Origin of the sequence: Streptomyces durmitorensis, from assembly GCF_023498005.1 — a bacterium.
GTDB classification, from domain to species: domain Bacteria; phylum Actinomycetota; class Actinomycetes; order Streptomycetales; family Streptomycetaceae; genus Streptomyces; species Streptomyces durmitorensis.
This window is the reverse complement of record NZ_CP097289.1, coordinates 2,921,644-2,945,341: the sequence shown is the minus strand read 5'-3', so window position 1 is coordinate 2,945,341 and position 23,698 is coordinate 2,921,644. Positions and strand designations below refer to the sequence as shown.

The window sequence follows — 23,698 nt, the reverse complement described above, 5'->3', positions numbered from 1 at the left end:
TAGCGCGCTGCTAGGCGATCACTCGGGAGGTCGATTGTACGAGTCGAGAGTGCTCTTGCTGGTCGACGCGTCCATGAGTCGCAGCTCCCACGGGCCGCTGTTGATCTCGTAGTCGCGGCCGAAGCCAACCCACTTGCCGGACATCCGGCGCCCCGTCGGGTCGACCAGCATCTGGAGCGCGCCGAAGTATCGTGCGCCCTGGTAGTAGCCGTCCCGAGCCGTCGACTCCGTCCAGGTGCCCGTAACCGCGCTGCCCTCGATCTGGAGATCAAGGGTCAGTGGGCTGTCCGGGTTAAGCGAGGCGTTCGGCAGGCTGCGCGCCGTGAGGCGGTTGCCGTGCTGAAGCAGCACGACGAAGTGCTTACCGCTGAAGACCTGGTTGTGACGGCCGGAGGAGACGAACTCGTACGTCGACAGCCACACCCCGGAGTAGTTGCCGCGAGGCGACGCCTGGGGAGTCGGCGCGCCGTTCGCCTCAGGGATGCCGACCGGGGAGCCCTCAAGGTCGTGCCCGCCCTGGCCGTCGTCGCTGACGCGTGCCATGGGGACTTGGGCGGCAAACCCCAGGCTCTCGATAGGCATGCCCGTGACGCTCTCTAGGGCCCTCGCGTAGACCGGGCGGGGTGCGGCCGTACTGCCGCTCTCCCACCTCTGAATGAGGCGCTTGCTGGCGTCATTGCGCTGGCCGACTCGCGCCCCGGCGTCACGGATGGCGCGAGCGAATTCGTCCTGACTGAGGAGCAGTCCCATACGGACCGCCCGAAGCGTGCTGTTCGGTGTGGTCATGCGATCACGGTAGACCCGTAACCACGGGAATGACACCGAAATGACGCCCTACGTGTCGCCCCTATAGCGCCTGCACTGTCGTCGCGCGATCCGCCGTGGCGCCGACAACGTGAACGGTGACGAAAGGACCTGGGCGGACGCGGTGAGGCGCCCCCCAGGCATGGCCACCTGAGGAAGCAGGCGACATGACGGACCATAGCCAGCGGCAAGCCACTGAGGGAACGGCGCACACGAGCGACGCGGAGGCCGTGGTCGACGACCTCGGCATCGGCGCGCTGGTCGTCGACGAGAGCAGGCAGCGTCTCGGACGGATCATGGGCTGCTACCTGTCGCGCGTCCACCTCCGTCCTCCGGGCGGCGGACTTGAGTGGCAGGCCAGCCCCGAGTACGTACGCGCGGCGCGGCCCTCAGAGATCGTGTCGGTTCCCGCGCAGGCTCGGGGGTGTACGTCATGACGACCAGGACCCTGCCCGACCCCACGACGCTGAGCAATCTTCAGCTCTCGGAACAGAGCTGCGCGCTGTGCGGCGCGCGCCTGTACCGGGACCGCCTGCTGGGCAAGGTCACCTACCGGGACCACTACGGCCGCAAGGTCAAAGCGGAGTTGTGGGCGTGCGCGCCCGAGTGCGAGGTACCCCGCCGATGACCAAGACCTGCCGCGAGTGCGGCGAGGACACGGACGAGCCCGTCGCGGTGGCGCTTGAGCACGTGGCGTCGCTGGGCGGGCACGTCGTCTACCTCTGCCCGGTGTGCCGCTTCGCGCTGGGCCTGCTTCCGCTGGACCAGCACCCCGAGGGCAGCCACGGCTTTCCCCGGTACGAGGTGAGCGCCCCCTAGACAGGGCGGCGGTGGGTCGGCCCCCGAGGTCCCCGCCGCCGCCCGTAGCAGCACCCCCGGTCCCTGGGGAGGGAACGGGGGCGCTGTGCTGCTCGGGTCAGTCGCGCGCGCAGAGAGGAACGGCCCGAAGCGCGCAAGCTGTGCCTCAGACATGCCGAAGGGCCAGCGCAAGGGGGGGTATGCGCTGGCCCTTCGGAGGCCGACCGATCCGGGCTATCCGCCGTGGCCTACTTGCGAAGGCACAACGGGGGTAGTTCCGAGGCGGCCGACCTGACCGGTGTGCCGCACGCCCCGGGGGGTTTGGGGCGGGCGGCCATCCGATCGGTGAGGAGTTCCGGAGCCAGAAGCTCCGGGTGTGTGCGCGAGGGCACGACCAGGACGGGGCTGGGGAGGCTCCGCCCGGGTGTCGCCCACAGTTCCCTGTGGGCGGGGTGTTTCTCTCATCTGCAGAAACCGTACGTCAGGTGGTGGCGGGCCGACAGGCGGAACGGCAACCTGTCATGGGGCTCGCACACGTTCTTCACATGCCCTGACGGTCACCCCAGGTCACGGGTCTGGCACGGCGCGCTGTACACACACGTCAGGGCATGTGCGGAAACATGCGGAGCCGGGATCTTCCCCCTTTGGGGTGATCCCGGCTCCGCCGAGTGCTTCCGGTCGTATGCGATCAGACGCGCGCGAACGCGGCCTCGATGATGTCCAGGCCCTCGGTCAGGAGGTCCTCGCCGATGACCAGCGGCGGCAGGAAGCGCAGGACGTTGCCGTACGTGCCGCAGGTGAGGACGAGCAGGCCCTCGGCGTGGCAGGCCTTGGCGAGCGCGGCCGTCGCCTCCGGGTTCGGCTCCTTCGTGGCGCGGTCCTTGACCAGCTCGATGGCGATCATCGCGCCACGGCCGCGGACGTCGCCGACGATGTCGTACTTCTCCGCGATGGCGCTCAGGCGGGCCTTCATCGTCGCCTCGATGGCCTTCGCCTTGCCGTTGAGGTCGAGCTCCTTCATGGTCTCGATGGCGCCGAGCGCACCGGCGCAGGCCACCGGGTTGCCGCCGTAGGTGCCGCCGAGGCCGCCGGAGTGGGCGGCGTCCATGATCTCGGCGCGGCCCGTGACAGCGGCGAGCGGCAGGCCGCCCGCGATGCCCTTGGCGGTCGTGATCAGGTCAGGGACGATGCCCTCGTCCTCACACGCGAACCACTGGCCGGTGCGGCAGAAGCCGGACTGGATCTCGTCCGCGACGAAGACGATGCCGTTGTCGTTGGCGAACTGCACGATCGCGGGCAGGAAGCCCTTCGCGGGCTCGATGAAGCCGCCCTCGCCGAGCACCGGCTCGATGATGATCGCGGCGACGTTCTCCGCGCCGACCTGCTTGCTGATCTGGTCGATGGCCTGCTTGGCGGCCTCGGGACCGGCGTTCTCCTCGCCCGTCGGCCAGCGGTAGCCGTAGGCCACCGGTACGCGGTAGACCTCGGGCGCGAACGGCCCGAAGCCGTTCTTGTACGGCATGTTCTTGCTGGTCAGCGCCATCGTGAGGTTCGTACGGCCGTGGTAGCCGTGGTCGAAGACGACGACGGCCTGGCGCTTGGTGTGCGCACGGGCGATCTTCACGGCGTTCTCGACGGCCTCGGCGCCGGAGTTGAAGAGCGCGGACTTCTTCGCGTGGTCGCCCGGCGTCAGCTCGGCGAGCTGCTCGGCGACGGCGACGTAACCCTCGTACGGCGTGACCATGAAACAGGTGTGGGTGAAGTCGGCGAGCTGCGCGGTCGCGCGGCGCACGACGGCCTCGGCGCTGGCACCGACCGACGTCACGGCGATGCCGGAGCCGAAGTCGATGAAGCGGTTGCCGTCGACGTCCTCGATGATGCCGCCACCCGCGCGCGCCGCGAAGACAGGCAGCACGGAACCCACGCCACCGGCGACCGTGGCGGTACGGCGGGCCTGCAGCTCCTGAGACTTCGGCCCGGGGATGGCGGTGACGACGCGGCGCTCCTGCGGAAGTGCGGTCATGGGGTGCTCCTGGGGGTGGGGCGAGGCGGACGCTCGGTGCTTGTCTGCTTGCTTTCGTTGCTGCTTTCTTTCGCAGGTTAGGGGCGGAGGGTGGGGGCGGGCATGCTCCACGGGGGAGTTGTTCGGCGTGGCGGTTGTCCGTGGTGGACATAGCGGCGGGTGGGCGGGGTGCGGCTTTCGTCCCCTTCGGCGGTGCGTGCGGGGCAGGGTGTCGCCGCAGGTCCCGGGCGCGTATGCGGTGAACTACCCCTGTGGGGGCACTAGATTGACGGCTGAACCGACAGACCGGCTGGTCAGGGGGCAAGGGCCATGGACTCCGAAGGCACGCACGACGCTCGCGGCACACACGCCACACCGGTGCCGCGCCCGGCGGGGCCTGCCGGTCCCGCGGCGCCGCCGATGCCTCGGCAGGCGCCCGGCGCCGGGAGTGCCTCATCCGTCGCCGAATGGCTCGCCGCGCCGCGCCCCGAGGCGGCCCCGGGCATCTGGCGCTACGCCTACCGGCCGCCCGCCCCCGAAGCCGAGACCGAGGGCGCCGACCGGCGCCTGATCGTGGGCATGGTGATCTCCACCGTGCTCGGCCTGCTGTTCTGGTCGCTGTGGCGGCAGGGCAGCATCCCCTACCAGTGGGCCCCGCTGAAGCTGTTCACGCCGGGCGACTGGTGGTGGGCAGGCAGCGCTCAGCCCAAGCAGCAGCAGGCCACGGACGCGCGGGTCGTCTACGACGGTCTTGTCTTCGGCGCCGTGGTGTACACCGTCGGGCGGCTCGGTGCCTGGCCCGACTCGATCCGGCACTTCGTGACGCGGCGCCCGCAGCCGTCCCGTGCCGTGCTCGCCTCCGTCGCGGCGGTCGGCGCCCTGGTCTTCGTCTGGCCCAGCGCCCTGGGGCTCGACACAAGGCCGCTGCCCGTGGCCGACCCCGTCTTCTCCCTGGTCGCGCTTGTCGCGGGTGGCTACGAAGTCTTCGAGTCGCGCGTGCTCACCGACGCCCTGTACGTCCTGATCACCGTCGCGGTGCTGTGGCCCTTCGCCCGGATCGGCGGCTGGTGGGAGGCGGTCCGCGACCGCAAGGCCGCACCGGCCCGGCCGCGGGTCGCCCCGCCCCGCCCCGCAAGCGCCCCCGCCCGCGCCCACTGGCCCGAACTGCGCGCGGCGGGACAGCACAAGGCCGCCGACCTGCTCTCCGTCGAGCTGGTCAGCGGACGCATGAACGACGTCGACTGCGCCCGCGTGGACCACGCCTGGCGGACGGCCGCCCCCGACCCCGGCGCGCTCGCCACCTTCGTGGACACGGTCGCCCGGCACGGCTGCGCCGCCTGGGCCCACCCCTCGGGCCAGCGCGACCTGCCCGCCCGCACCGCCGTCCACGACCTGCTCGTCGGGCAGGTCAGGATCGGCCGGTTCGCGAAGGACGAGCGCAATCCCTACGCCGTGCGCAACGCCGAGGCCGCGCTCGATCCCGCCGTGCTCGGCACCTCGCTGCTCGCGGTGGGCCCGTCCGGCGCGGGCAAGACAGGACGGCTCATGCGTCCGGTGGCCGAGTCGCTCGCCCTGGGCGCCCTCACCGGGCAGTGCGCCGTAGTCGCCGTGGCCGCGGCGGGCACGGCGCTCGGCGCGGACGAGGCGTACGACGTCGTGGTCAAGCCGGGCGATCCGGCATCCGTGCACGACATCGACCTGTACGCGGACTGCGCCGACGCGGACGAGGCCGCCGCCTTCCTGGCCGAAGGTCTGGTCGGCGACCTCGAAGCCGTCGACACGCGCCGCGCCGCCACCACCCTCGCCCAACTCCTGGGCCCCTACCGCCTCCTCCACGGACGCTTCCCCTCCGTCCCCGTGCTGCGCGAACTGCTCGAAGGGGACCCCGCGGCCCTCGCCGACCTCCAGGCAGGCCTCGCTGCGGGCGAGCACACCGCCATGCGCCGCGAACTCGACGCGCGCATCCGGCAGTCCGGCTCTCCCAACGACCCGGGTCCCGCCCTTGCCGACCGGCTCGGGCTGCTCGACCGGCCCGCCTTCGCCGACTTCTTCAACCCCGGCGGCGAGGGGCACCCCTTCTCGATGCGCGCCGTCGTCCACCACCCGCTGAGGGTCAGGGTGGATCTGCCGGAGCACGGACACGAAGAGGCCTCGCGGCTCCTCGCCCGGCTGCTGCTCGCCCAGTTCGCGTACGTCGTGCGCGGCCGTGCCCGGCGGCCGCACTTCGCCTGCCTGATCCTGGACGACGCCGCGCGCACCCTCACCACCGAGAGCGTGCGCGCCATCCAGCGCCTGCGGTCGCTGAACGCGGGCGTCGTGCTCGGGCTGCGCACCATCGGCGAGGTGCCGGAGCAGCTCCAGGGGCCGCTCTACGCGGCGGTCGGCTGCCGGATGGCCTTCTCCGGAGTGACGACCTGGGACGGGCGCCGCTTCACCGAGGCCTGGGGCACCGAGTGGATCGAGACCAAGGAAGTCGCCCAGCACACGGTCTTCGCCGATCAGCCGATGACGCGGGCGCTGCACTCGCTGCGCAAGCTCGTCACCGGCAAGGCGGTCACGACGGACGCCGTCACCGTGCGCAAGGTCGAGCGCGAGCGCTGGTCCGCGTCCGACCTGGCGCACTCCCTGCCCCCCGGCCACGCCGTCCTCTCCCTGACCGACGTGCGCGGCGAGCACGCGCCGCCCCTCCTGGTGGATCTTCGGGGTTAGCCGCTGGGGCGTACGTAGGGATGTACGTACGGGGTATTCGGTCCCGTACGTACCGTACGGTGAGGCAGAATCGACACAGGTCGTTCATACGTACCGGCCAAAAGATCCACATCTCGTCCGGGATTCAATGGCCGACCGGTACGCGTGCCTCGTCCGCCGCTGCCAGGCGTCAGCCCTGATGTGCCCTGACCCTACTGACCCGACCTGAAGGTCCCATGCCGCCCACGCTCGCCTCCCTCGTCCATCACTCCGCACTGAAGCTCACCGTGCGCGCGGGTGAGGAACATCTGGACGCGCCCGTGCGCTGGGCGCACGCCAGTGAGCTCACCGACCCCGTGCCCTACATGGAGGGCGGCGAGCTCCTCATGATCACCGCGCTCAAGCTGGACGCGGAGGATCCGGAGGCGATGCGCCGCTATGTGAAGCGGCTCGCGGCGGCGGGAGTCGTCGGGCTCGGGTTCGCGGTCGGCGTGCATTACAAGGACATCCCGGACGCCTTGGTCGCGGCAGCCGCGGACGAAGGGCTTCCGCTCCTCGAAGTGCCGCGGCGCACGCCCTTCCTCGCCATCAGCAAGGCCGTCTCCGCCGCCATCGCCGCCGACCAGTACCGCGCCGTCACGGCGGGCTTCGCCGCCCAGCGCGAGCTGACCAAGCAGGCGCTGAGCGACGGCCCCGAGGGACTCCTCGGCGCGCTCGCCGGTCAGGTCGACGGCTGGGCCGCGCTGTACGACGCGTCAGGCGCCGTCGTCGCCACGGCCCCCGAGTGGGCCACCCGCCGGGCCGCCAGGCTCACCTCCGACGTCGAGCGGCTGCGGGACCGCGCCGCACCGGCGAGCGCGGTCGTCGCGGGCGCCGAGGACCGGGTGGAGCTGCACTCGATCGGCACGGGACGGCGCCCCCGCGCCGCGCTCGCCGTCGGCACGGCATCCACCCTCGGCACCGCCGAGCGGTACGCACTGCACTCGGCCATAGCGCTGCTCACCCTCACCACCGAGCGCAACCGCTCCCTCCAGGCCGCCGAGGGCCGCGTCGGCTCCGCCGTGCTTCGGATGCTGCTCGCCGGGGAGCCGGACCACGCCCGCACGGTGGCGGGGGAGCTGTACGGAAGCCTGCTGGACGCGCCGTTCCGGCTGGTCGTCGCCGAGGTGCCCGCATCCGCCCCGGAGGACGGCGACCCGTTCGCCGGGCTCACGGACGCCGTCGAGTCGGCCGCCGCCCGCGCCGGCGAGGCACTCCTCGTCGTCCCCTACGGCGAGCGGCTCGTGCTGCTCGTCGTGGACGGCGGCGCGGGCGCCGCGGCCTGCGTGGCGTTCGCGCAGACGCTGGAGGCCGGGCGTACGGAGGCACCGGAGGGCGCCGCGGGCGACGGGGCCGCTCTCCTCCTCGGGCTCTCCGCGCCCGCGGGGCCCATCGCGGCGGCCACCGCGTACAAGCAGGCCGACCAGGCGCTGTCCATCGCCCGGCGCCGGGGCCGCGCGCTGGTCGAGCACGAGGACCTCGCGGCGGGCTCGGTCCTGCCGCTGCTCGCCGACGACGCGGTACGGGCGTTCGCCGACGGTCTGCTGCGCGCCCTGTTCGAACACGACGCCACCGGCCGCGGCGACCTGATCGCATCCCTGCGCGCCTGGCTCTCGCGCCACGGCCAGTGGGACGCGGCAGCCGCGGACCTGGGCGTCCACCGCCACACGCTGCGCTATCGCATGCGCAGGGTCGAGGAGATCCTGGGCCGCTCCCTGGACGACCCGGACGTCCGCATGGAGCTGTGGCTGTCGCTGAAGGCGACATCGAGCGGTACGGAGTAGCGGTACGGCGTAGCAGCGGGGGATTGGTCCGGATCCAGTCCCCTGCCAAAGAGGCGCGGGCCCGGAGGGTACTACTCCGAGTCGGACAAACGCCCTGCACCCATACCGCCCCTACGGTGGGGAACGTACCCCCCAAGACACACCTTCGCGGAAGGGCCGGGAATCGACATGACTTCCATCCACGCCTTCTGGCTCGCCGGTCGCCAGACCACCGGTGAGACCACTCTCGACGTCACCTCGCCCTGGGACGGGCGGGTCGTCGGCAAGGCGGCCGTCCCGACCGACGCCCAGGTCGAGGAGGCCGTCGCCGCCGCGTACGCGGTGCGCGACGAGTTCGCCGCGACCCCGGCGCACGTGCGGGCCGCCGCCCTCGACCACGTGAGCCGCAGGCTCGTCGAGCGGACGGAAGAGATCGCCCAGCTCATCTCCGCCGAGAACGGCAAGCCGATCAAGTGGGCCCGCGGCGAGGTCGGCCGTGCGGTCTCCGTCTTCCGCTTCGCCTCGGAGGAAGCACGCCGGTTCAACGGCGGCGAGGCCCAGCGCCTCGACACCGACGCCGGTGGCCAGGGGCGTCTCGCCTTCACGCGCCGCTTCTCCAAGGGTGTCGTCCTGGGCATCGCGCCGTTCAACTTCCCGCTGAACCTCTGCGCCCACAAGATCGCCCCGGCCATCGCGTCCGGCACGCCGATCATCCTCAAGCCCGCGCCCGCGACCCCCCTCTCCGGTCTCCTCATCGGCGAGCTGCTCGCCGAGACCGAGCTGCCCGCCGGGTCCTGGTCGGTCCTGCCGGTCGCGAACGAGAAGATGCCCGCCCTCGTGCAGGACGAGCGCCTTCCCGTCATCTCCTTCACGGGCTCCGAGAAGGTCGGCTACGCGATCCTGGACTCGGTGCCGCGCAAGCACTGCACCCTGGAGCTCGGCGGGAACGGCGCCGCCGTCGTCCTGCCCGACTTCTCCTCCGACGAGGACCTCGACTGGGCGGCCTCGCGCATCGCGACGTTCTCCAACTACCAGGGCGGCCAGTCCTGCATCTCGGTGCAGCGCGTCATCGCCGACGCCTCCGTGTACGACCGGCTCGTGCCGCGCGTCCTGGCGGCCATCGAGGCCCAGGTCACCGGTGACCCGTCCGACCCGAAGACCGACGTCGGCCCGCTCGTCAACGAGGACGCCGCCAAGCGCGTCGAGTCCTGGGTCGACGAGGCCGTCCAGGCGGGCGCCCAGCTGCTCGCGGGCGGCAAGCGGGACGGCGCCTCGTACGCGCCGACCGTGCTCGCCGACGTACCGGCCGATGTGACGATCGCCTGCGAGGAGGTCTTCGGACCGGTCCTCACGATCAAGAAGGTGGACGGCGAGGCGGAGGCGTTCGCCGCCGTCAACGACTCCAAGTACGGCCTCCAGGCGGGCGTCTTCACGCACGACCTGCAGACCGCCTTCCGCGCGCACCGCGACCTGGAGGTCGGCGGCGTGGTCATCGGCGACGCCCCCTCCTATCGCGCCGACCAGATGCCGTACGGCGGCGTCAAGCAGTCCGGCGTGGGCCGCGAGGGCGTCCGCTTCGCGATGGACGACTACACGTACGAGCGGGTCATGGTCCTGACGGGCCTCGCCCTGTAAGGCAGTACGCGCACCAAGGCGGTTCTCACGAACCGGACGGCCGGAGCCCACTGTGCGGGGGCTCCGGCCGTTCTCACGCGCCGGGCACGCACGCCGCACCGCGTCCGGACGTCGCCGACCACCGGACGCCCGCCCCCCGGCGCGCCCTCGCGACCGAGCGGACGCGGCTCGACCCGACGACCGCCACGGCCAGGCGGGCCATCGCCTCCGACAACAGGACGGTCGTGGTCAGCGGCCGCGGCTGCCTCGTCCTGGAGCTCGCCACCGGCCGCACGCTTCTCCTTCCTCGACCGCGAGATGTGGGCGGTCCAGCGCAAGCGCCGCAAGCAGGCCCGCAAGGGCGACGCCTGGCGGTGGAAGTCGACCGTGCCCCTGCCAGGCGGCCGCTTCAGGACGGCGTGGACGTACACGACGCCGGACGAGCCCGAGGGCGCACCCCGCTTCTCCACGCGAAAGAACCGCCTGTACGTCACCCGGGGGCGCACCCTGACGCTCCTTCCGCTGGAGGGCTCGGGGCCCGGCGACACGTGACTCCGGCGGGGCCGAACGCTGCGCGAGGACTGGTGGGCTCCGGACGAATCGGGTACATACGATCCATACGATCGAGTAGCACCAGTCAGTAACCGACCGGGTCAAGATCGGCTCAATCGGAACCGATCGGCCCCACTCCGCGGCGAGGTGAGCTCCTCAATGTCCGCACCAACCCCACCCCCTTCCGGGCCGTCCGTCACCGAACGCGAGGCCAGGCAGGTCGCCGAGGCCGCCCGCGAACAGGACTGGCGCAAGCCGAGCTTCGCCAAGGAACTCTTCCTCGGCCGCTTCCGGCTCGACCTGATCCATCCGCACCCCATGCCCCCGGACGAGGACGCGAGGCGCGGCGAGGAGTTCCTCGCCAAGCTCCGCGACTTCTGCGAGACGAAGATCGACTCGGCCCGCATCGAGCGCGAGGCGAAGATCCCCGACGAGGTCATCAACGGCCTCAAGGAGCTCGGCGCCCTCGGCATGAAGATCGACGTGAAGTACGGCGGGCTCGGCCTCACGCAGGTCTACTACAACAAGGCGCTGGCCCTCGTCGGCTCCGCGAACCCGTCGATCGGCGCGCTGCTCTCCGCCCACCAGTCGATCGGCGTACCGCAGCCGCTCAAGCAGTTCGGCACCCAGGAGCAGAAGGACGAGTTCCTGCCGCGCTGTGCCCGCACGGACATCAGCGCGTTCCTCCTGACCGAGCCGGACGTCGGCTCCGACCCGGCGCGCCTGGCCACCACCGCGGTGCCCGACGGGGACGACTACGTCCTGGACGGCGTGAAGCTGTGGACCACGAACGGCGTCGTCGCCGACCTCCTGGTCGTCATGGCGCGCGTACCGAAGTCCGAGGGCCACAAGGGCGGCATCACGGCCTTCGTGGTCGAGGCGGCGGCGCAGGGCATCACCGTCGAGAACCGCAACGCCTTCATGGGCCTGCGCGGCCTGGAGAACGGCGTGACCCGCTTCCACCAGGTCCGCGTCCCCGCCGCGCACCGCATCGGCCCGGAGGGCGCGGGCCTGAAGATCGCCCTGACGACCCTCAACACCGGCCGCCTCTCGCTGCCCGCGATGTGCGTCGGCGCGGGCAAGTGGTGCCTGAAGATCGCCCGTGAGTGGTCGGGCGCGCGGGAGCAGTGGGGCAAGCCGGTCGCGTTCCACGAGGCGGTCGGCGCGAAGATCTCGTTCATCGCGGCGACGACCTTCGCCCTGGAGGCCGTACTCGACCTCTCCTCCCAGATGGCCGACGAGGACCGCAACGACATCCGCATCGAGGCGGCGCTCGCCAAGCTGTACGGCTCCGAGATGGGCTGTCTGATGGCCGACGAGCTGGTGCAGATCCGCGGCGGCCGCGGCTTCGAGACCGCCGAGTCCCTCGCGGCCCGAGGCGAACGCGCGGTCCCGGCGGAACAGGTCCTGCGCGACCTGCGCATCAACCGCATCTTCGAGGGCTCGACGGAGATCATGCACCTCCTGATCGCCCGCGAGGCGGTGGACGCGCACCTGAAGGTGGCCGGGGACCTGATCGACCCGGACAAGTCCCTGACCGACAAGGCGAAGGCGGGCGCGAGGGCAGGCGGCTTCTACGCCCGCTGGCTCCCGAAGCTGGTCACGGGCCCGGGGCAGCTCCCCAGCTCGTACTCCGAGTTCCACCCCGACGGCCACGCGGACCTCTCCCCGCACCTGCGCTACGTGGAGCGAAACGCCCGCAAGCTGGCCCGCTCGACGTTCTACGCGATGTCGCGCTGGCAGGGAAAGATGGAGACCAAGCAGGGCTTTCTGGGCCGCGTCGTCGACATCGGCGCCGAACTCTTCGCGATGAGCGCGGCGTGCGTACGCGCGGAGCTCCTGCGGACGACCGAGGACTACGGCCGCGAGGCCTACCAACTGGCCGACACGTTCTGCCACCAGTCCCGCATCCGCGTCGACGAGCTCTTCGACCGCCTGTGGACCAACACGGACGACATCGACCGCAAGGTGGTCAAGGGCGTCCTGTCCGGCACCTACACCTGGCTGGAGGAGGGCGTCGTCGACCCCAGCGGCGAAGGCCCCTGGATCGCGGACGCCACACCGGGCGCGAGCACACGGGAGAACGTCCACCGGCCGATCCGCTGACGCGCTGCCCGGGGCGTTCCCCCTGCGGGAACGCCCCGGAACACGTTTTTGGCCGACCGGATCGGGGCGCAGTGTCTCCTCGCACCGTCACCCACGCAAGAATGGGGGGATGAGCGACAGTCCAGCCCCCCTCGCCGACCCGCATCTCGTCTTCGACCCCGTCGTCACGGACGGCCCGCGGGACATCGTCATCCTCGGCTCGACCGGGTCGATCGGCACCCAGGCCATCGATCTCGTCCTGCGCAACCCCCGTCGCTTCCGCGTCACCGCGCTCTCCGCCGCGGGCGGCCGCGTCGCGCTGCTCGCCGAGCAGGCCAGGCAGCTGCGGGTGCGGACCGTCGCGGTGGCCCGCGAGGACGTCGTACCGGCGCTGCGCGAGGCGCTCAAGGGGCAGTACGGCACCGAGCCGCTGCCCGAGATCCTCGCCGGGCCCGACGCGGCCGCGCAGCTCGCCGCGTCGGCGTGCCACACCGTCCTGAACGGCATCACCGGATCCATCGGGCTCGCGCCCACCCTCGCCGCCCTTGAGGCGGGCCGCACCCTCGCGCTCGCCAACAAGGAGTCGCTGATCGTCGGCGGCCCCCTGGTGAAGGCGCTCGCGAAGCCGGGGCAGATCATCCCGGTCGACTCCGAGCACGCCGCGCTCTTCCAGGCGCTCGCCTCGGGCACCCGCGCCGACGTGCGCAAACTGGTCGTCACGGCCTCCGGGGGCCCGTTCCGGGGACGTACGAAGGCCGATCTGGCGAACGTCACGCCCGAGGACGCGCTCGCGCACCCGACCTGGGCCATGGGCCCGGTCATCACCGTCAACTCCGCGACGCTCGTGAACAAGGGCCTGGAAGTCATCGAGGCGCACCTCCTCTACGACATCCCCTTCGAGCGCATCGAGGTCGTCGTCCACCCGCAGTCCTACGTGCACTCCATGGTCGAGTTCACCGACGGATCGACGCTGGCCCAGGCCACGCCGCCCGACATGGGCGGCCCGATCGCCATCGGCATCGGCTGGCCCGAGCGCGTGCCGGACGCCGCTCCCGCCTTCGACTGGACGAAGGCGTCGAGCTGGGAGTTCTTCCCCCTCGACAACGACGCTTTTCCGTCGGTCGGGCTCGCCCGGCACGTGGGGAAGCTCGCGGGCACGGCCCCGGCGGTGTTCAATGCGGCCAACGAGGAGTGCGTGGACGCGTTCTTGAACGGCGCCCTGCCCTTCAACGGGATCATGGAGACCGTGACGAAGGTCGTCGCCGAACACGGCACGCCGTCCGCGGGAACTTCCCTGACCGTCGCGGACGTCCTCGAAGCGGAGACCTGGGCGCGTGCCCGGGCCCGTGAACTGACGGCGAAGGCGACCGCGGAGGCCCGCGCATGACGACCTTGATGATGATCCTCGGCATAGTCGTCTTCGCGGTCGGGCTGCTGTTCTCGATCGCCTGGCACGAGCTGGGCCACCTGTCGACCGCCAAGCTGTTCGGCATCCGCGTGCCGCAGTACATGGTCGGCTTCGGCCCGACGATCTTCTCGCGCAAGAAGGGCGACACCGAGTACGGCATCAAGGCCATCCCCCTCGGCGGCTACATCCGCATGATCGGCATGTTCCCGCCGGGACCGGACGGCCGCATAGAGGCACGCTCCACGTCCCCCTGGCGCGGCATGATCGAGGACGCGCGGTCGGCCGCCTTCGAGGAGCTCGAACCCGGCGACGAAACCCGCCTCTTCTACACGCGCAAGCCGTGGAAGCGCGTGATCGTGATGTTCGCGGGTCCGTTCATGAACCTCATCCTCGCCGTGGCGATCTTCCTCGGCGTGATGATGACCTTCGGCATCAGCACGCAGACGACGACGGTCGGCAAGGTGTCCGACTGCGTCATCCAGCAGAGCGAGAACCGCTCCAAGTGCGAGAAGGGCGACACGGCCGCGCCCGCCAAGGCGGCAGGCCTGAAGCTCGGCGACAAGATCGTGGCCTTCCAGGGGCAGCCCGTCGACGACTGGTCCGCGCTCCAGGGCAAGATCCGCGAGACCATCGGCCCGGCCACCATCACGGTCGAGCGCGACGGCAAGCAGGTCGACCTGCACGCCAACCTCATCAAGAACCAGGTCAGCAAGACGGACGGAGAGGGTGGCTACGTAGAGGGCAAGTACGTCTACGCGGGCTTCCTCGGCTTCACCCCCGCCACCGGCGTCGTCCAGCAGGGCTTCGGCGACTCCGTGAACCGCATGGGCGACATGATGGAGAACGGCGTCGAGTCGCTCATCGCACTGCCGTCCAAGATCCCCGACCTGTGGGACGCGGCCTTCGGTGACGGCGACCGCAAGCAGGACTCCCCGATGGGCGTCGTCGGCGCGGCCCGCGTGGGCGGCGAGGTCTTCACCCTTGACATCCCGCCGGAGAACCAGATCGCGATGATGCTGTTCCTGGTCGCGGGCTTCAACCTCTCCCTCTTCCTGTTCAACATGCTGCCGCTGCTTCCGCTGGACGGCGGGCACATCGCGGGAGCGCTGTGGGAGTCGGTGCGGCGCAAGGCGGCCAAGCTCCTGAAGCGGCCCGACCCGGGCCCCTTCGACGTCGCGAAGCTGATGCCCGTCGCCTATGTGGTGGCCGGAATCTTCATCTGCTTCACGATCCTGGTCCTGATCGCGGACGTGGTTAACCCGGTGAGAATCTCCTGATTACGTGAAGTTTGCGGCGGCCGGGCACTCTCTGTGTCCGGCCGCCCACCTTTGGGTGGAGTTACGGACGTGATGTGCTCGGGCGCGGTGGGGTGCCGTAATCTCGAAGCCTGGAGCCCGCCGATCTCGGGACCTTGATCCACACCTTGGGGATGCTCGCCAGATGACTGCCGTTTCTCTCGGAATCCCGTCCGTACCGACCAAGCTCGCCGACCGCCGTGTCAGCCGCAAGATCCAGGTCGGTACGGTCGCCGTCGGCGGGGACGCACCGGTCTCGGTGCAGTCGATGACCACGACGCGTACGTCCGACATCGGGGCGACGCTGCAGCAGATCGCGGAGCTGACCGCGTCCGGCTGCCAGATCGTGCGGGTCGCCTGCCCGACGCAGGACGACGCGGACGCGCTGTCCACGATCGCGCGGAAGTCGCAGATCCCGGTCATCGCCGACATCCACTTCCAGCCGAAGTACGTCTTCGCCGCGATCGACGCCGGCTGCGCCGCGGTGCGCGTGAACCCCGGCAACATCAAGCAGTTCGACGACAAGGTCAAGGAGATCGCGCGGGCCGCGAACGACGCGGGCACCCCGATCCGCATCGGCGTCAACGCGGGCTCCCTGGACGCGCGCCTTCTCAAGAAGTACGGCAAGGCCACCCCGGAGGCCCTGGTCGAGTCGGCCCTGTGGGAGGCGTCGCTCTTCGAGGAGCACGGCTTCCGGGACATCAAGATCTCGGTCAAGCACAACGACCCGGTGGTCATGGTCAACGCCTACCGGCAACTGGCCGCCCAGAGCGACTACCCCCTGCACCTCGGCGTGACGGAGGCGGGCCCGGCCTTCCAGGGCACGATCAAGTCGGCGGTCGCCTTCGGCGCGCTGCTCTCCGAGGGCATCGGCGACACGATCCGCGTCTCCCTCTCGGCCCCGCCGGTGGAGGAGATCAAGGTCGGCATCCAGATCCTGGAGTCCCTCAACCTCAAGCCGCGCCGCCTGGAGATCGTCTCCTGCCCGTCCTGCGGCCGCGCCCAGGTCGACGTCTACAAGCTGGCCGAAGAGGTCACCGCGGGCCTCGACGGCATGGAGGTCCCCCTCCGCGTCGCCGTCATGGGCTGCGTCGTGAACGGCCCCGGCGAGGCCCGCGAGGCCGACCTCGGCGTCGCGTCCGGCAACGGCAAGGGGCAGATCTTCGTCAAGGGCGAGGTCATCAAGACCGTCCCCGAGTCGAAGATCGTGGAGACCCTCATCGAAGAGGCGATGAAGATCGCCGAGCAGATGGAGAAGGACGGGGTCCCCTCCGGGGAGCCGTCGGTGGCCGTAGCCGGCTGATTCTCGTCATGTGGGCCCCGCCACCGGGTCGGTGGCGGGGCCCACGTGTGTACCGCGGGGCAATCGGGCGGGTGGGCGGGAAAGACCGCCGCGAAGCGGCGAAGAAAACCCACCCGCCACCCGCAGGGAAGAGCAGACAAAGCCCCCTCCAAGCGACCCCACGGCACAAGGCGCCCCCGCCAGGTACAGTGCGGAGATCAGCAGACCGTATGGTGAGGCCCCCGCACGTGTTGACTCAGACCACCACCAGGGTCCTCGAACCGAGTGACCTGGACGCCGCGCTCGCAGTCCTCGACCGCGAGCCAGTGGCCAACGCTTTCGTGACCTCACGGGTCCGCGTCGCGGGCCTCGACCCGTGGCGGCTCGGCGGCGAGATGTGGGGCTGGTACCAGGACGGAATGCTGGAGTCCCTCTGCTACGCGGGCGCCAACCTCGTCCCGATCTGCGCGACCCCCCGAGCCGTACGCGCCTTCGCGGACCGCGCCCGCAGGGCAGGCCGCCGCTGCTCCTCCATCGTCGGCCCCGCCGAGCCCACCTCCCAGCTGTGGCGGCTGCTCGAACCCTCCTGGGGCCCCGCTCGCGAGGTCCGCGCCCAGCAGCCCCTGATGGTCACCGACCGGCTCCCGTACGACATCACCCCCGATCCGTACGTCCGTCGCGTCCGCAAGGACGAGATGGAGACGATCATGCCCGCGTGCGTGGCGATGTTCACCGAGGAGGTCGGCATCTCGCCGCTCGCCGGTGACGGCGGCCTGCTCTACCAGGCGCGGGTCGCCGAACTGGTCGGCGCGGGGCGGTCGTTCGCCCGCCTCGACCGCGACGGCAAGGTCATCTTCAAGGCCGAGATCGGCGCGGCCACGAACCAGGCCTGTCAGGTACAGGGCGTCTGGGTGGCCCCCGAGTACCGGGGCCAGGGCTACGCGGCGCCGGGCATGGCGGCCGTCCTGCGCTACGCCCTCGCGGACGTGGCCCCGGTCGTCAGCCTCTACGTCAACGACTTCAACACCGCGGCCAGGTCGGCGTACCGGCGGGTGGGGTTCCAGGAGGTCGGGGCGTTCATGAGCGTCCTGTTCTAGCTCTTCCGCGTCTCGCACCGCACTCCTCACGCACCCCCGGCAGCGAGTTAAAGTTCGGCGCATGACTGACGACGTCGTGATCGGGCCGCTGGACCTCGCCACGCACGTGGACGAAGCGCTGCGGGTGCAGGCCCACGCGTTCGGGCTCAGCGACGACGAGGTGGCCGTGCGGCGGCAGATCGTGCTGCGGCACATCACCTACCCCGGCGCCCGCGCGCTCGGCGCCACCACCCCCGAGGGGCGGCTCGTCGGCTTCGTCTACGGCATGCCCAACGACCGCGGCCACTGGTGGTCCACGGTCGTCGAGCCGTATCTGCGCGCCGGGGACATGGACGGCTGGCTCGACGACTCCTTCGTGATCACCGAGCTCCATGTGCAGCCGGGACACCAGAACCACGGCGTCGGCCGCACGCTCATCACCACCATCACGGACGCCGTCCGCCAGCCCCGCTCGATCCTCTCCGCGATCGACACGGAGAGCCCCGCACGCGGCCTCTACCGCTCCCTCGGGTACACGGACCTGGCCCGCAACGTCCAGTTCCCCAGCGCCCCGAAGCCGTACGCGGTGATGGGCGCACCGCTCCCGCTGAGGCGGGTCACCGCCTAACCGATTTCCGCACGCGCCCGCGCCCCGGCTAACCTCCTGCCCATCACCCTTTCCACGCAGGAGTTCACCATGGCCCAGGTCCAGCGCATGTCCCGATTGATGATCAAGACACTGCGCGACGACCCGGCGGACGCCGAGACGCTCAACCACAAGCTGCTCGTCCGGGCCGGATACGTCCGCCGCACCGCCGCAGGCATCTGGTCCTGGCTGCCCCTTGGCAAGAAGGTCCTGGAGAACATCACCCACGTCGTGCGCGAGGAGATGGACGCCATCGGCGCCCAGGAAGTCCTCCTGCCCGCGCTCCTGCCCAAGGAGTCGTACGACGCGACGGGCCGCTACGACGAGTACGGCGACCTGCTCTTCCGCCTCAAGGACCGCAAGGGCGCGGACTACCTCCTCGGTCCCACGCACGAGGAGATCTTCACCCAGATCGTCAAGGACCAGTGCTCGTCCTACAAGGACCTGCCCGTGATCCTCTACCAGATCCAGACGAAGTACCGCGACGAGGCCCGCCCCCGCGCCGGTGTGCTGCGCGGCCGCGAGTTCCAGATGAAGGACTCGTACTCCTTCGACACGACGGACGAGGGCCTCGCCGAGTCGTACGCCCTGCACCGGGCCGCGTACATCAAGATCTTCGAGCGCCTCGGCCTCGACCACCGCATCGTCTCCGCCGTCTCCGGCGCGATGGGCGGCTCGGCGTCCGAGGAGTTCCTGGCGCCCGCGCCGGCCGGTGAGGACACCTTCGTGGACTGCCCCGCGTGCGACTACGCGGCCAACACGGAGGCGGTGTCCTTCGTGGCCACCGAGGCGGACGGTTCCGTGCACGGCCCGGTCGAGGACCTGGACACCCCCGACACCCCGACGATCGAGACGCTCGCGGCCCACCTCGGTGTGCCCGCGTCCGCGACCCTGAAGAACCTCCTGGTCAAGGTCGACGGAGAGATCGTCGCCGTGGGCGTCCCCGGCGACCGCGAGGTCGACCTCGGCAAGCTCGGCGAGCACCTGTCGCCCGCCGTCGTGGAACTGGTGACGGCCGAGGACTTCGAGGGCCGCGACGATCTCGTACGCGGATACGTCGGCCCGCAGGGCCTGGAGAAGGTCCGCTACATCGCCGACCCGCGGGTGGCGGCCGGCACGGCCTGGATCACCGGCGCCAACAAGATCAACACGCACGCGAAGAACGTCGTCGCGGGCCGTGACTTCGAGGTCGACGACTACCTCGACGTCGTGGTCGTCGAGGCGGGCGACCCCTGCCCCAAGTGCGGCACCGGCCTGCAGCTGGACCGCGCCATCGAGATCGGCCACATCTTCCAGCTGGGCCGCAAGTTCGCCGACGCCTTCCAGCTCGACGTCCTCGGCCAGCAGGGCAAGCCGGTCCGCGTGACCATGGGTTCGTACGGCATCGGCGTCTCCCGCGCGGTGGCGGCGCTCGCCGAGCAGACGGCGGACGACAAGGGCCTGTGCTGGCCCAAGGAGATCGCCCCCGCCGACGTCCACGTGGTGGCCGCGGGCAAGGCGCTCCAGACGGAGCTCGCCCTTGACGTCTCCGAGCAGCTGAACGCCGCGGGAGTGCGGGTCCTTGTCGACGACCGCGCGGGCGTCTCGCCCGGCGTGAAGTTCACGGACGCGGAGCTGATCGGTGTCCCGCAGATCCTGGTGGCGGGCCGCCGCTCCGCCGAGGGCGTCGTAGAGCTGAAGGACCGCAGGACCGGGGAGCGCGAGGAGCTGACCGTGGCTGAGGCGATTGCGCGGCTGACGGCCTGAGTGGGTCGCTGCTCAAACTCCGGCCGGGCTGGAGATATCCAGCCCGGCCGGAGTCTTTCAGCCCGTCCGGCGTTTGAGGACGAACTCGGCGGAGCCGGTGATGGCGGCAACCAAGGCGCCCCCGCCCGCTACAACCACCCGGCGAACTCCAACAACAGCTCCGCATCCTGCTCCCGCCCCACGCGCCGTGCCCGCACACCCGACTCCACCGCACGGAACAGCGTCCACCCCCGCAACCGCTCCTGATCCACATCCAGCGACTCGGCCAGCTTCTTCACCCGGCGACGGGTGATCGACGCCCCGGAGGGCGAGGCGATGAGGTCCTCCACCCGGTCCCGCACCAGCCGGGCCAGGTCGAACGCACACTCACCCACCACCGGATCGGGCCCCACGGCCAGCCACGGCACCCGATCCCCCTGAAGCACCTTGCTCTGCCGGAACGTGCCGTGCAGCAACCGCACCTCCGCGTCCCCGGCGAGCAACTCCTCCCGCGCCGCCAGCGCGGCCTCGACCAGCGGTGCGACCTCCCCGTCGGCGGACGCCCGCATCGCATCGGCCTGCCGCCCCGTCCGCTCGGCGACCGTCTCGAAGCGGTGCCCCGCGGGCGGCTCCACCCACAGCCGCCGCAGCGTGCCCGCGGCCTCTAGCAGGGCCTTGGCCTCGGGCAGCGAACGGACCGACACATCGCGGTGCAGCCGTTCCAGCAGCAGCGCCCCGTCCGCGGCGGACGGTTCCAGGAGCCGTACGGCACCGAACCCGTCCCAGTGCGCGAGCGCGGCCCGCTCGCTCTGCGGGCGCGATCTCGGCGGCACCAGCTTCAGGACCGCGGGCGTGCTGTCGGCGAGGCGCACCAGGACGACGAGGCCGCTGCGCCCGCCGGGCACATGGACCCGCTCGACGGTCAACTCGCGTAGAGCAACGGCCTGTTCAGCTGCCTCGGGCAGCTTCTCCAGCCAGTCGTCGCCGTCCTGCGCCGTCTCACCGAGTGCGGTGACCAGACGCCGGGGCGGTTCGAGAGCCATACGTGAGTTGTTCCTTCCTGACTTCCCGGCCTGAACTGCCGGCCTGGGTTCCGGACTGCGTCAGCGCGCACTACGCCTTGGGCGCCGCCGGTGCGGAGGTGCCCGACCCGGCGGCCCGCTCGGCGAGACCAGGGAAGGTTACGCTCCCGCCGCGCCACCGCGCCGCACGGACCGCCGCCTCCCGCAGCGCCTCGGCGGCGTGTCCGCGCCGGGCGCCGGTGGAGGCGCGCACGAGATCCGAGTAGACCCCCGCGACCCGCTCCTCCAGCTCCGTCGCGAGCCGCACGGCCGCCGCCGAGTCCCGCACCGCGAACGGCAGCGCGTAGGCGGCCGCCGACGGCTCGGGCTCGCCGCCCAGGTCGCGCACGGCGCGCTGCAGCTCGTCGCGCCGGGCGCGATGCGTGTCGTACGCCGTGCGCGCCTCGGCCCTGCGGTCCTCGCCGATCCGGCCGCCGACGACCCCGAAGCCGTACACGGCGGCGTGCTCGGCGCCGAGTGCGGCCTGCACCGCCTTCAACTCGTCCTTGGAATCGCTCACTTGTCGCCCTCCGTCAGCAGATACGCGTGCGCGGCGCCCGCGGCCGCCACCGAGGCGAGCAGCCTGGCCAGCTCCGCGGGCGCGTCCAGCAGCGCACTCCCGCGCTGCTTGGCCAGCTCCCGCTCGGCCTGCGCGAGCTCGCGCACGGCGTCCTTCTCGTCCTTGGGGACGGCGGGCTTCCGCGCGGGCGACGCGGAGGGGGAGCCCGTGGGGGACGGGGGAGCGGACCCTTCGGCGAAGACCGCCTCGTGCCGCTTCACCTCCGCCCGCAACGGATCGAGCCGGCCGGCCAGCGAGGGATGCGCGGCGAGGACGGCGTCGTACCGCCCGAGCAGCTCACCGCTGTCCTTGGCGGCCTGCGCGCGCAGCCGCGCGGCTGCGGAAGGGCGCTCGTCGGCGTCCGTGGAGTCGGAGTCGGAGCAGCCGGAGAGCAGCACGGCCCCGGCCGCTCCGGCGGCCCCGGTCAGCAGACTCCTCCGGCGCGGCCCCGAGCGGGCGTGCGAGGGGGTGGGATACGACGGCACAGCAGACGTCCTCGGCAGGAAGGCCAGAAAGGCAGGCAGTCAGAAGATGGGCGGCCGGGCATCGGCCCGGTGATCACCGTACCTTCGGCCTGCCCTCGTACGCGTGAGCGGCTCGACGCCGGGCGGGCGGGGGCCGGACGGTGGCCGGACAGCGGGCGGCAACACCCCTCCGGACCGGATACCCTTTGAGCTGACACGCGACGATCCCACAACAGCACACGCGGCCGAGGAGTCACCCGGATGAGCACCACCCAGAGCGAGAGGCTGCGAGAACTGCTGGAACCGCTCGTCAGCTCGAAGGACCTGGATCTCGAAGAGATCGAAGTGGCCTCGGTCGGACGCAAGCGTGTGCTGAGAGTCGTCGTCGATTCGGACGACGGCGTGGACCTGGATCAGATCGCGGAGATCAGCCGCGAACTCTCCGAGAAGCTCGACGAGAGCGACGCGATGGGCGACGGGGAGTACACCCTCGAAGTCGGCTCCCCGGGCGCCGAGCGCCCGCTGACGGAGCACCGCCACTATCTGCGCGCCGTCGGCCGCCTGGTGAAGTTCCAGCTGACGGAGGGCGGCGACGATCTGATCGCCCGCATCCTCGAGGTGGACGACGAAGGCGTGGATCTGGAAGTACCGGGCGTGAAGGGGCGCAAGCCCACCGCCCGCAGGCTCGCCTTCGACGCGATCGCCAAGGCGCGCGTCGAGGTCGAGTTCAGCCGCAAGGACAAGAAGGAAGAGGAGGCGTAGCCGTGGACATCGACATGAGTGCCCTGCGGGGTCTGGTCCGCGAGAAGGAGATCTCCTTCGACCTGTTGGTCGAGGCGATCGAGTCTGCTCTCCTCATCGCCTACCACCGCACCGACGGCAGCTTCCGTCGCGCACGCGTGAAGCTGGACCGCGAGAGCGGCCATGTGACGGTGTGGGCGACGGAGGACCCGGCGGACCTCGAAGAGGGCCAGGAGGCCAAGGAGTTCGACGACACCCCGTCGGACTTCGGCCGCATCGCAGCGACGACCGCCAAGCAGGTCATCCTGCAGCGTCTGCGCGACGCTCAGGACGACGCGACCCTCGGCGAGTACGCGGGCCGTGAGGGCGACATCGTCACGGGCGTCGTCCAGCAGGGCCGCGACCCGAAGAACGTCCTGGTCGACATCGGCAAGCTCGAGGCCATCCTGCCGGTGCAGGAGCAGGTCCCGGGCGAGGAGTACGCCCACGGCCTGCGCCTTCGTTCGTACGTCGTCCGGGTGGCGAAGGGTGTCCGTGGCCCCTCGGTCACGCTCTCCCGCACGCACCCGAACCTCGTCAAGAAGCTCTTCGCGCTCGAGGTGCCGGAGATCGCCGACGGCTCTGTCGAGATCTCGGCCATCGCCCGCGAGGCCGGTCACCGGACCAAGATCGCGGTGCGCTCGACCCGCTCGGGGCTCAACGCCAAGGGCGCCTGCATCGGCCCGATGGGCCAGCGTGTGCGCAACGTCATGGCCGAGCTCAACGGCGAGAAGATCGACATCGTCGACTGGTCGGACGACCCGGGCGAGATGGTCGCCCACGCGCTCTCCCCGGCGCGGGTCAGCAAGGTGGAGATCGTCGACCTCGCGGCCCGTTCCGCGCGGGTGACGGTGCCCGATTACCAGCTGTCCCTTGCGATCGGCAAGGAGGGCCAGAACGCCCGCCTCGCCGCGCGGCTCACGGGCTGGCGCATCGACATCCGTCCGGACACCGAGCAGCCGCAGGACTCCCCGGAGTCCTGAGCAGCTCCAGATCAGCGCTTGATCAGGACGCCGATCGCGTCCTGATCGCGTACTGATCAAGACAACAACCGTTC

At 71.1% G+C, this 23,698-nt stretch carries 22 protein-coding genes and 1 pseudogene; 16 read left to right on the top strand and 7 right to left on the bottom strand.

The window, feature by feature from the left end:
• Positions 1 to 18 precede the first annotated feature (18 nt).
• Positions 19 to 786: a helix-turn-helix domain-containing protein gene (locus tag M4V62_RS12975; protein ID WP_249587419.1), complete on the bottom strand. Its 768-nt coding sequence runs from the start codon at positions 784 to 786 to the stop codon at positions 19 to 21.
• 185 nt (positions 787 to 971) lie between these two features.
• Here M4V62_RS12975 and M4V62_RS12970 point away from each other — a divergent pair, with 185 nt between their 5' ends.
• The 3 genes from M4V62_RS12970 to M4V62_RS12960 are packed head-to-tail and all read left to right on the top strand — an operon-like array spanning position 972 to position 1,623.
• The gene (locus M4V62_RS12970; RefSeq protein WP_249587418.1) at positions 972 to 1,241 is read left to right on the top strand and encodes a hypothetical protein; all 270 of its coding nucleotides are present in this window, start codon (positions 972 to 974) and stop codon (positions 1,239 to 1,241) included.
• Positions 1,238 to 1,432 (top strand): hypothetical protein, encoded by a 195-nt coding sequence (locus tag M4V62_RS12965; RefSeq protein WP_249587417.1) that lies wholly within the window; start codon positions 1,238 to 1,240, stop codon positions 1,430 to 1,432. The genes M4V62_RS12970 and M4V62_RS12965 overlap by 4 nt, the downstream gene beginning before the upstream one ends.
• Complete coding sequence (locus M4V62_RS12960; RefSeq protein ID WP_249587416.1) at positions 1,429 to 1,623, top strand: hypothetical protein; 195 nt, start codon at positions 1,429 to 1,431, stop codon at positions 1,621 to 1,623. The genes M4V62_RS12965 and M4V62_RS12960 overlap by 4 nt, the downstream gene beginning before the upstream one ends.
• Before the next feature lie 237 nt (positions 1,624 to 1,860).
• On the opposite strand, the pseudogene M4V62_RS12955 reads toward M4V62_RS12960, so the two are convergent.
• Positions 1,861 to 2,067: pseudogene (locus tag M4V62_RS12955) on the bottom strand (phosphatase PAP2 family protein); the annotation flags it as partial.
• 223 nt (positions 2,068 to 2,290) lie between these two features.
• A complete protein-coding gene (gene gabT / locus M4V62_RS12950) occupies positions 2,291 to 3,625 on the bottom strand; it encodes a 4-aminobutyrate--2-oxoglutarate transaminase (RefSeq protein WP_249587415.1) in 1,335 nt (444 codons plus the stop codon).
• A gap of 309 nt (positions 3,626 to 3,934) precedes the next feature.
• Between gabT and M4V62_RS12945 the strand changes: the two genes are divergently transcribed.
• The 3 genes from M4V62_RS12945 to M4V62_RS12935 all read left to right on the top strand — a co-directional run bounded on the left by M4V62_RS12945 (position 3,935) and on the right by M4V62_RS12935 (position 9,729).
• A complete protein-coding gene (locus tag M4V62_RS12945; protein ID WP_249587414.1) occupies positions 3,935 to 6,313 on the top strand; it encodes an ATP/GTP-binding protein in 2,379 nt (792 codons plus the stop codon).
• 215 nt (positions 6,314 to 6,528) lie between these two features.
• Positions 6,529 to 8,115: a PucR family transcriptional regulator gene (locus M4V62_RS12940; RefSeq protein WP_249587413.1), complete on the top strand. Its 1,587-nt coding sequence runs from the start codon at positions 6,529 to 6,531 to the stop codon at positions 8,113 to 8,115.
• A 168-nt stretch (positions 8,116 to 8,283) separates the two neighbouring features.
• Entirely contained in the window at positions 8,284 to 9,729 is a 1,446-nt protein-coding gene (locus tag M4V62_RS12935; protein WP_249587412.1) for an aldehyde dehydrogenase family protein, read from the top strand.
• Between the two features lie 73 nt (positions 9,730 to 9,802).
• On the opposite strand, the gene M4V62_RS12930 is transcribed toward M4V62_RS12935, so the two are convergent.
• Positions 9,803 to 9,994, bottom strand: coding sequence for a hypothetical protein (locus M4V62_RS12930; protein WP_249587411.1), 192 nt, complete (start codon positions 9,992 to 9,994; stop codon positions 9,803 to 9,805).
• A 32-nt stretch (positions 9,995 to 10,026) separates the two neighbouring features.
• On the opposite strand from M4V62_RS12930, the gene M4V62_RS12925 reads away from it, so the two are divergent.
• The 8 genes from M4V62_RS12925 (at position 10,027) to M4V62_RS12890 (ending at position 19,798) form a co-directional block, all read left to right on the top strand.
• Positions 10,027 to 10,260, top strand: coding sequence for a hypothetical protein (locus M4V62_RS12925; protein WP_249587410.1), 234 nt, complete (start codon positions 10,027 to 10,029; stop codon positions 10,258 to 10,260).
• Positions 10,261 to 10,419: 159 nt separating this feature from the next.
• Positions 10,420 to 12,366 (top strand): acyl-CoA dehydrogenase family protein, encoded by a 1,947-nt coding sequence (locus tag M4V62_RS12920; RefSeq protein ID WP_249587409.1) that lies wholly within the window; start codon positions 10,420 to 10,422, stop codon positions 12,364 to 12,366.
• A gap of 109 nt (positions 12,367 to 12,475) precedes the next feature.
• Entirely contained in the window at positions 12,476 to 13,732 is a 1,257-nt protein-coding gene (dxr, locus tag M4V62_RS12915) for a 1-deoxy-D-xylulose-5-phosphate reductoisomerase (protein ID WP_249587408.1), read from the top strand.
• A complete protein-coding gene (locus tag M4V62_RS12910; protein WP_249587407.1) occupies positions 13,729 to 15,030 on the top strand; it encodes a M50 family metallopeptidase in 1,302 nt (433 codons plus the stop codon). The genes dxr and M4V62_RS12910 overlap by 4 nt, the downstream gene beginning before the upstream one ends.
• A gap of 163 nt (positions 15,031 to 15,193) precedes the next feature.
• Positions 15,194 to 16,351 (top strand): flavodoxin-dependent (E)-4-hydroxy-3-methylbut-2-enyl-diphosphate synthase, encoded by a 1,158-nt coding sequence (gene ispG, locus M4V62_RS12905; RefSeq protein WP_249587406.1) that lies wholly within the window; start codon positions 15,194 to 15,196, stop codon positions 16,349 to 16,351.
• Between the two features lie 227 nt (positions 16,352 to 16,578).
• Positions 16,579 to 17,427: a GNAT family N-acetyltransferase gene (locus tag M4V62_RS12900; protein WP_249587405.1), complete on the top strand. Its 849-nt coding sequence runs from the start codon at positions 16,579 to 16,581 to the stop codon at positions 17,425 to 17,427.
• A gap of 61 nt (positions 17,428 to 17,488) precedes the next feature.
• Positions 17,489 to 18,034 (top strand): GNAT family N-acetyltransferase, encoded by a 546-nt coding sequence (locus tag M4V62_RS12895; RefSeq protein WP_249587404.1) that lies wholly within the window; start codon positions 17,489 to 17,491, stop codon positions 18,032 to 18,034.
• 69 nt (positions 18,035 to 18,103) lie between these two features.
• Positions 18,104 to 19,798: a proline--tRNA ligase gene (locus tag M4V62_RS12890; protein ID WP_249587403.1), complete on the top strand. Its 1,695-nt coding sequence runs from the start codon at positions 18,104 to 18,106 to the stop codon at positions 19,796 to 19,798.
• Positions 19,799 to 19,926: 128 nt separating this feature from the next.
• On the opposite strand, the gene M4V62_RS12885 is transcribed toward M4V62_RS12890, so the two are convergent.
• The 3 genes from M4V62_RS12885 to M4V62_RS12875 form a co-directional block, all read right to left on the bottom strand.
• On the bottom strand, positions 19,927 to 20,820 hold the full coding sequence (locus tag M4V62_RS12885; RefSeq protein WP_249587402.1) for an aminoglycoside phosphotransferase family protein: 894 nt from the start codon (positions 20,818 to 20,820) through the stop codon (positions 19,927 to 19,929).
• 70 nt (positions 20,821 to 20,890) lie between these two features.
• Positions 20,891 to 21,358, bottom strand: coding sequence for a ferritin-like domain-containing protein (locus tag M4V62_RS12880; protein ID WP_249587401.1), 468 nt, complete (start codon positions 21,356 to 21,358; stop codon positions 20,891 to 20,893).
• Complete coding sequence (locus M4V62_RS12875; protein ID WP_249587400.1) at positions 21,355 to 21,882, bottom strand: hypothetical protein; 528 nt, start codon at positions 21,880 to 21,882, stop codon at positions 21,355 to 21,357. The genes M4V62_RS12880 and M4V62_RS12875 overlap by 4 nt, the downstream gene beginning before the upstream one ends.
• Before the next feature lie 240 nt (positions 21,883 to 22,122).
• On the opposite strand from M4V62_RS12875, the gene rimP reads away from it, so the two are divergent.
• Positions 22,123 to 22,623, top strand: coding sequence for a ribosome maturation factor RimP (gene rimP / locus M4V62_RS12870; protein WP_249587399.1), 501 nt, complete (start codon positions 22,123 to 22,125; stop codon positions 22,621 to 22,623).
• Positions 22,624 to 22,625: 2 nt separating this feature from the next.
• Entirely contained in the window at positions 22,626 to 23,624 is a 999-nt protein-coding gene (gene nusA, locus M4V62_RS12865; RefSeq protein WP_249587398.1) for a transcription termination factor NusA, read from the top strand.
• Positions 23,625 to 23,698 lie beyond the last annotated feature (74 nt).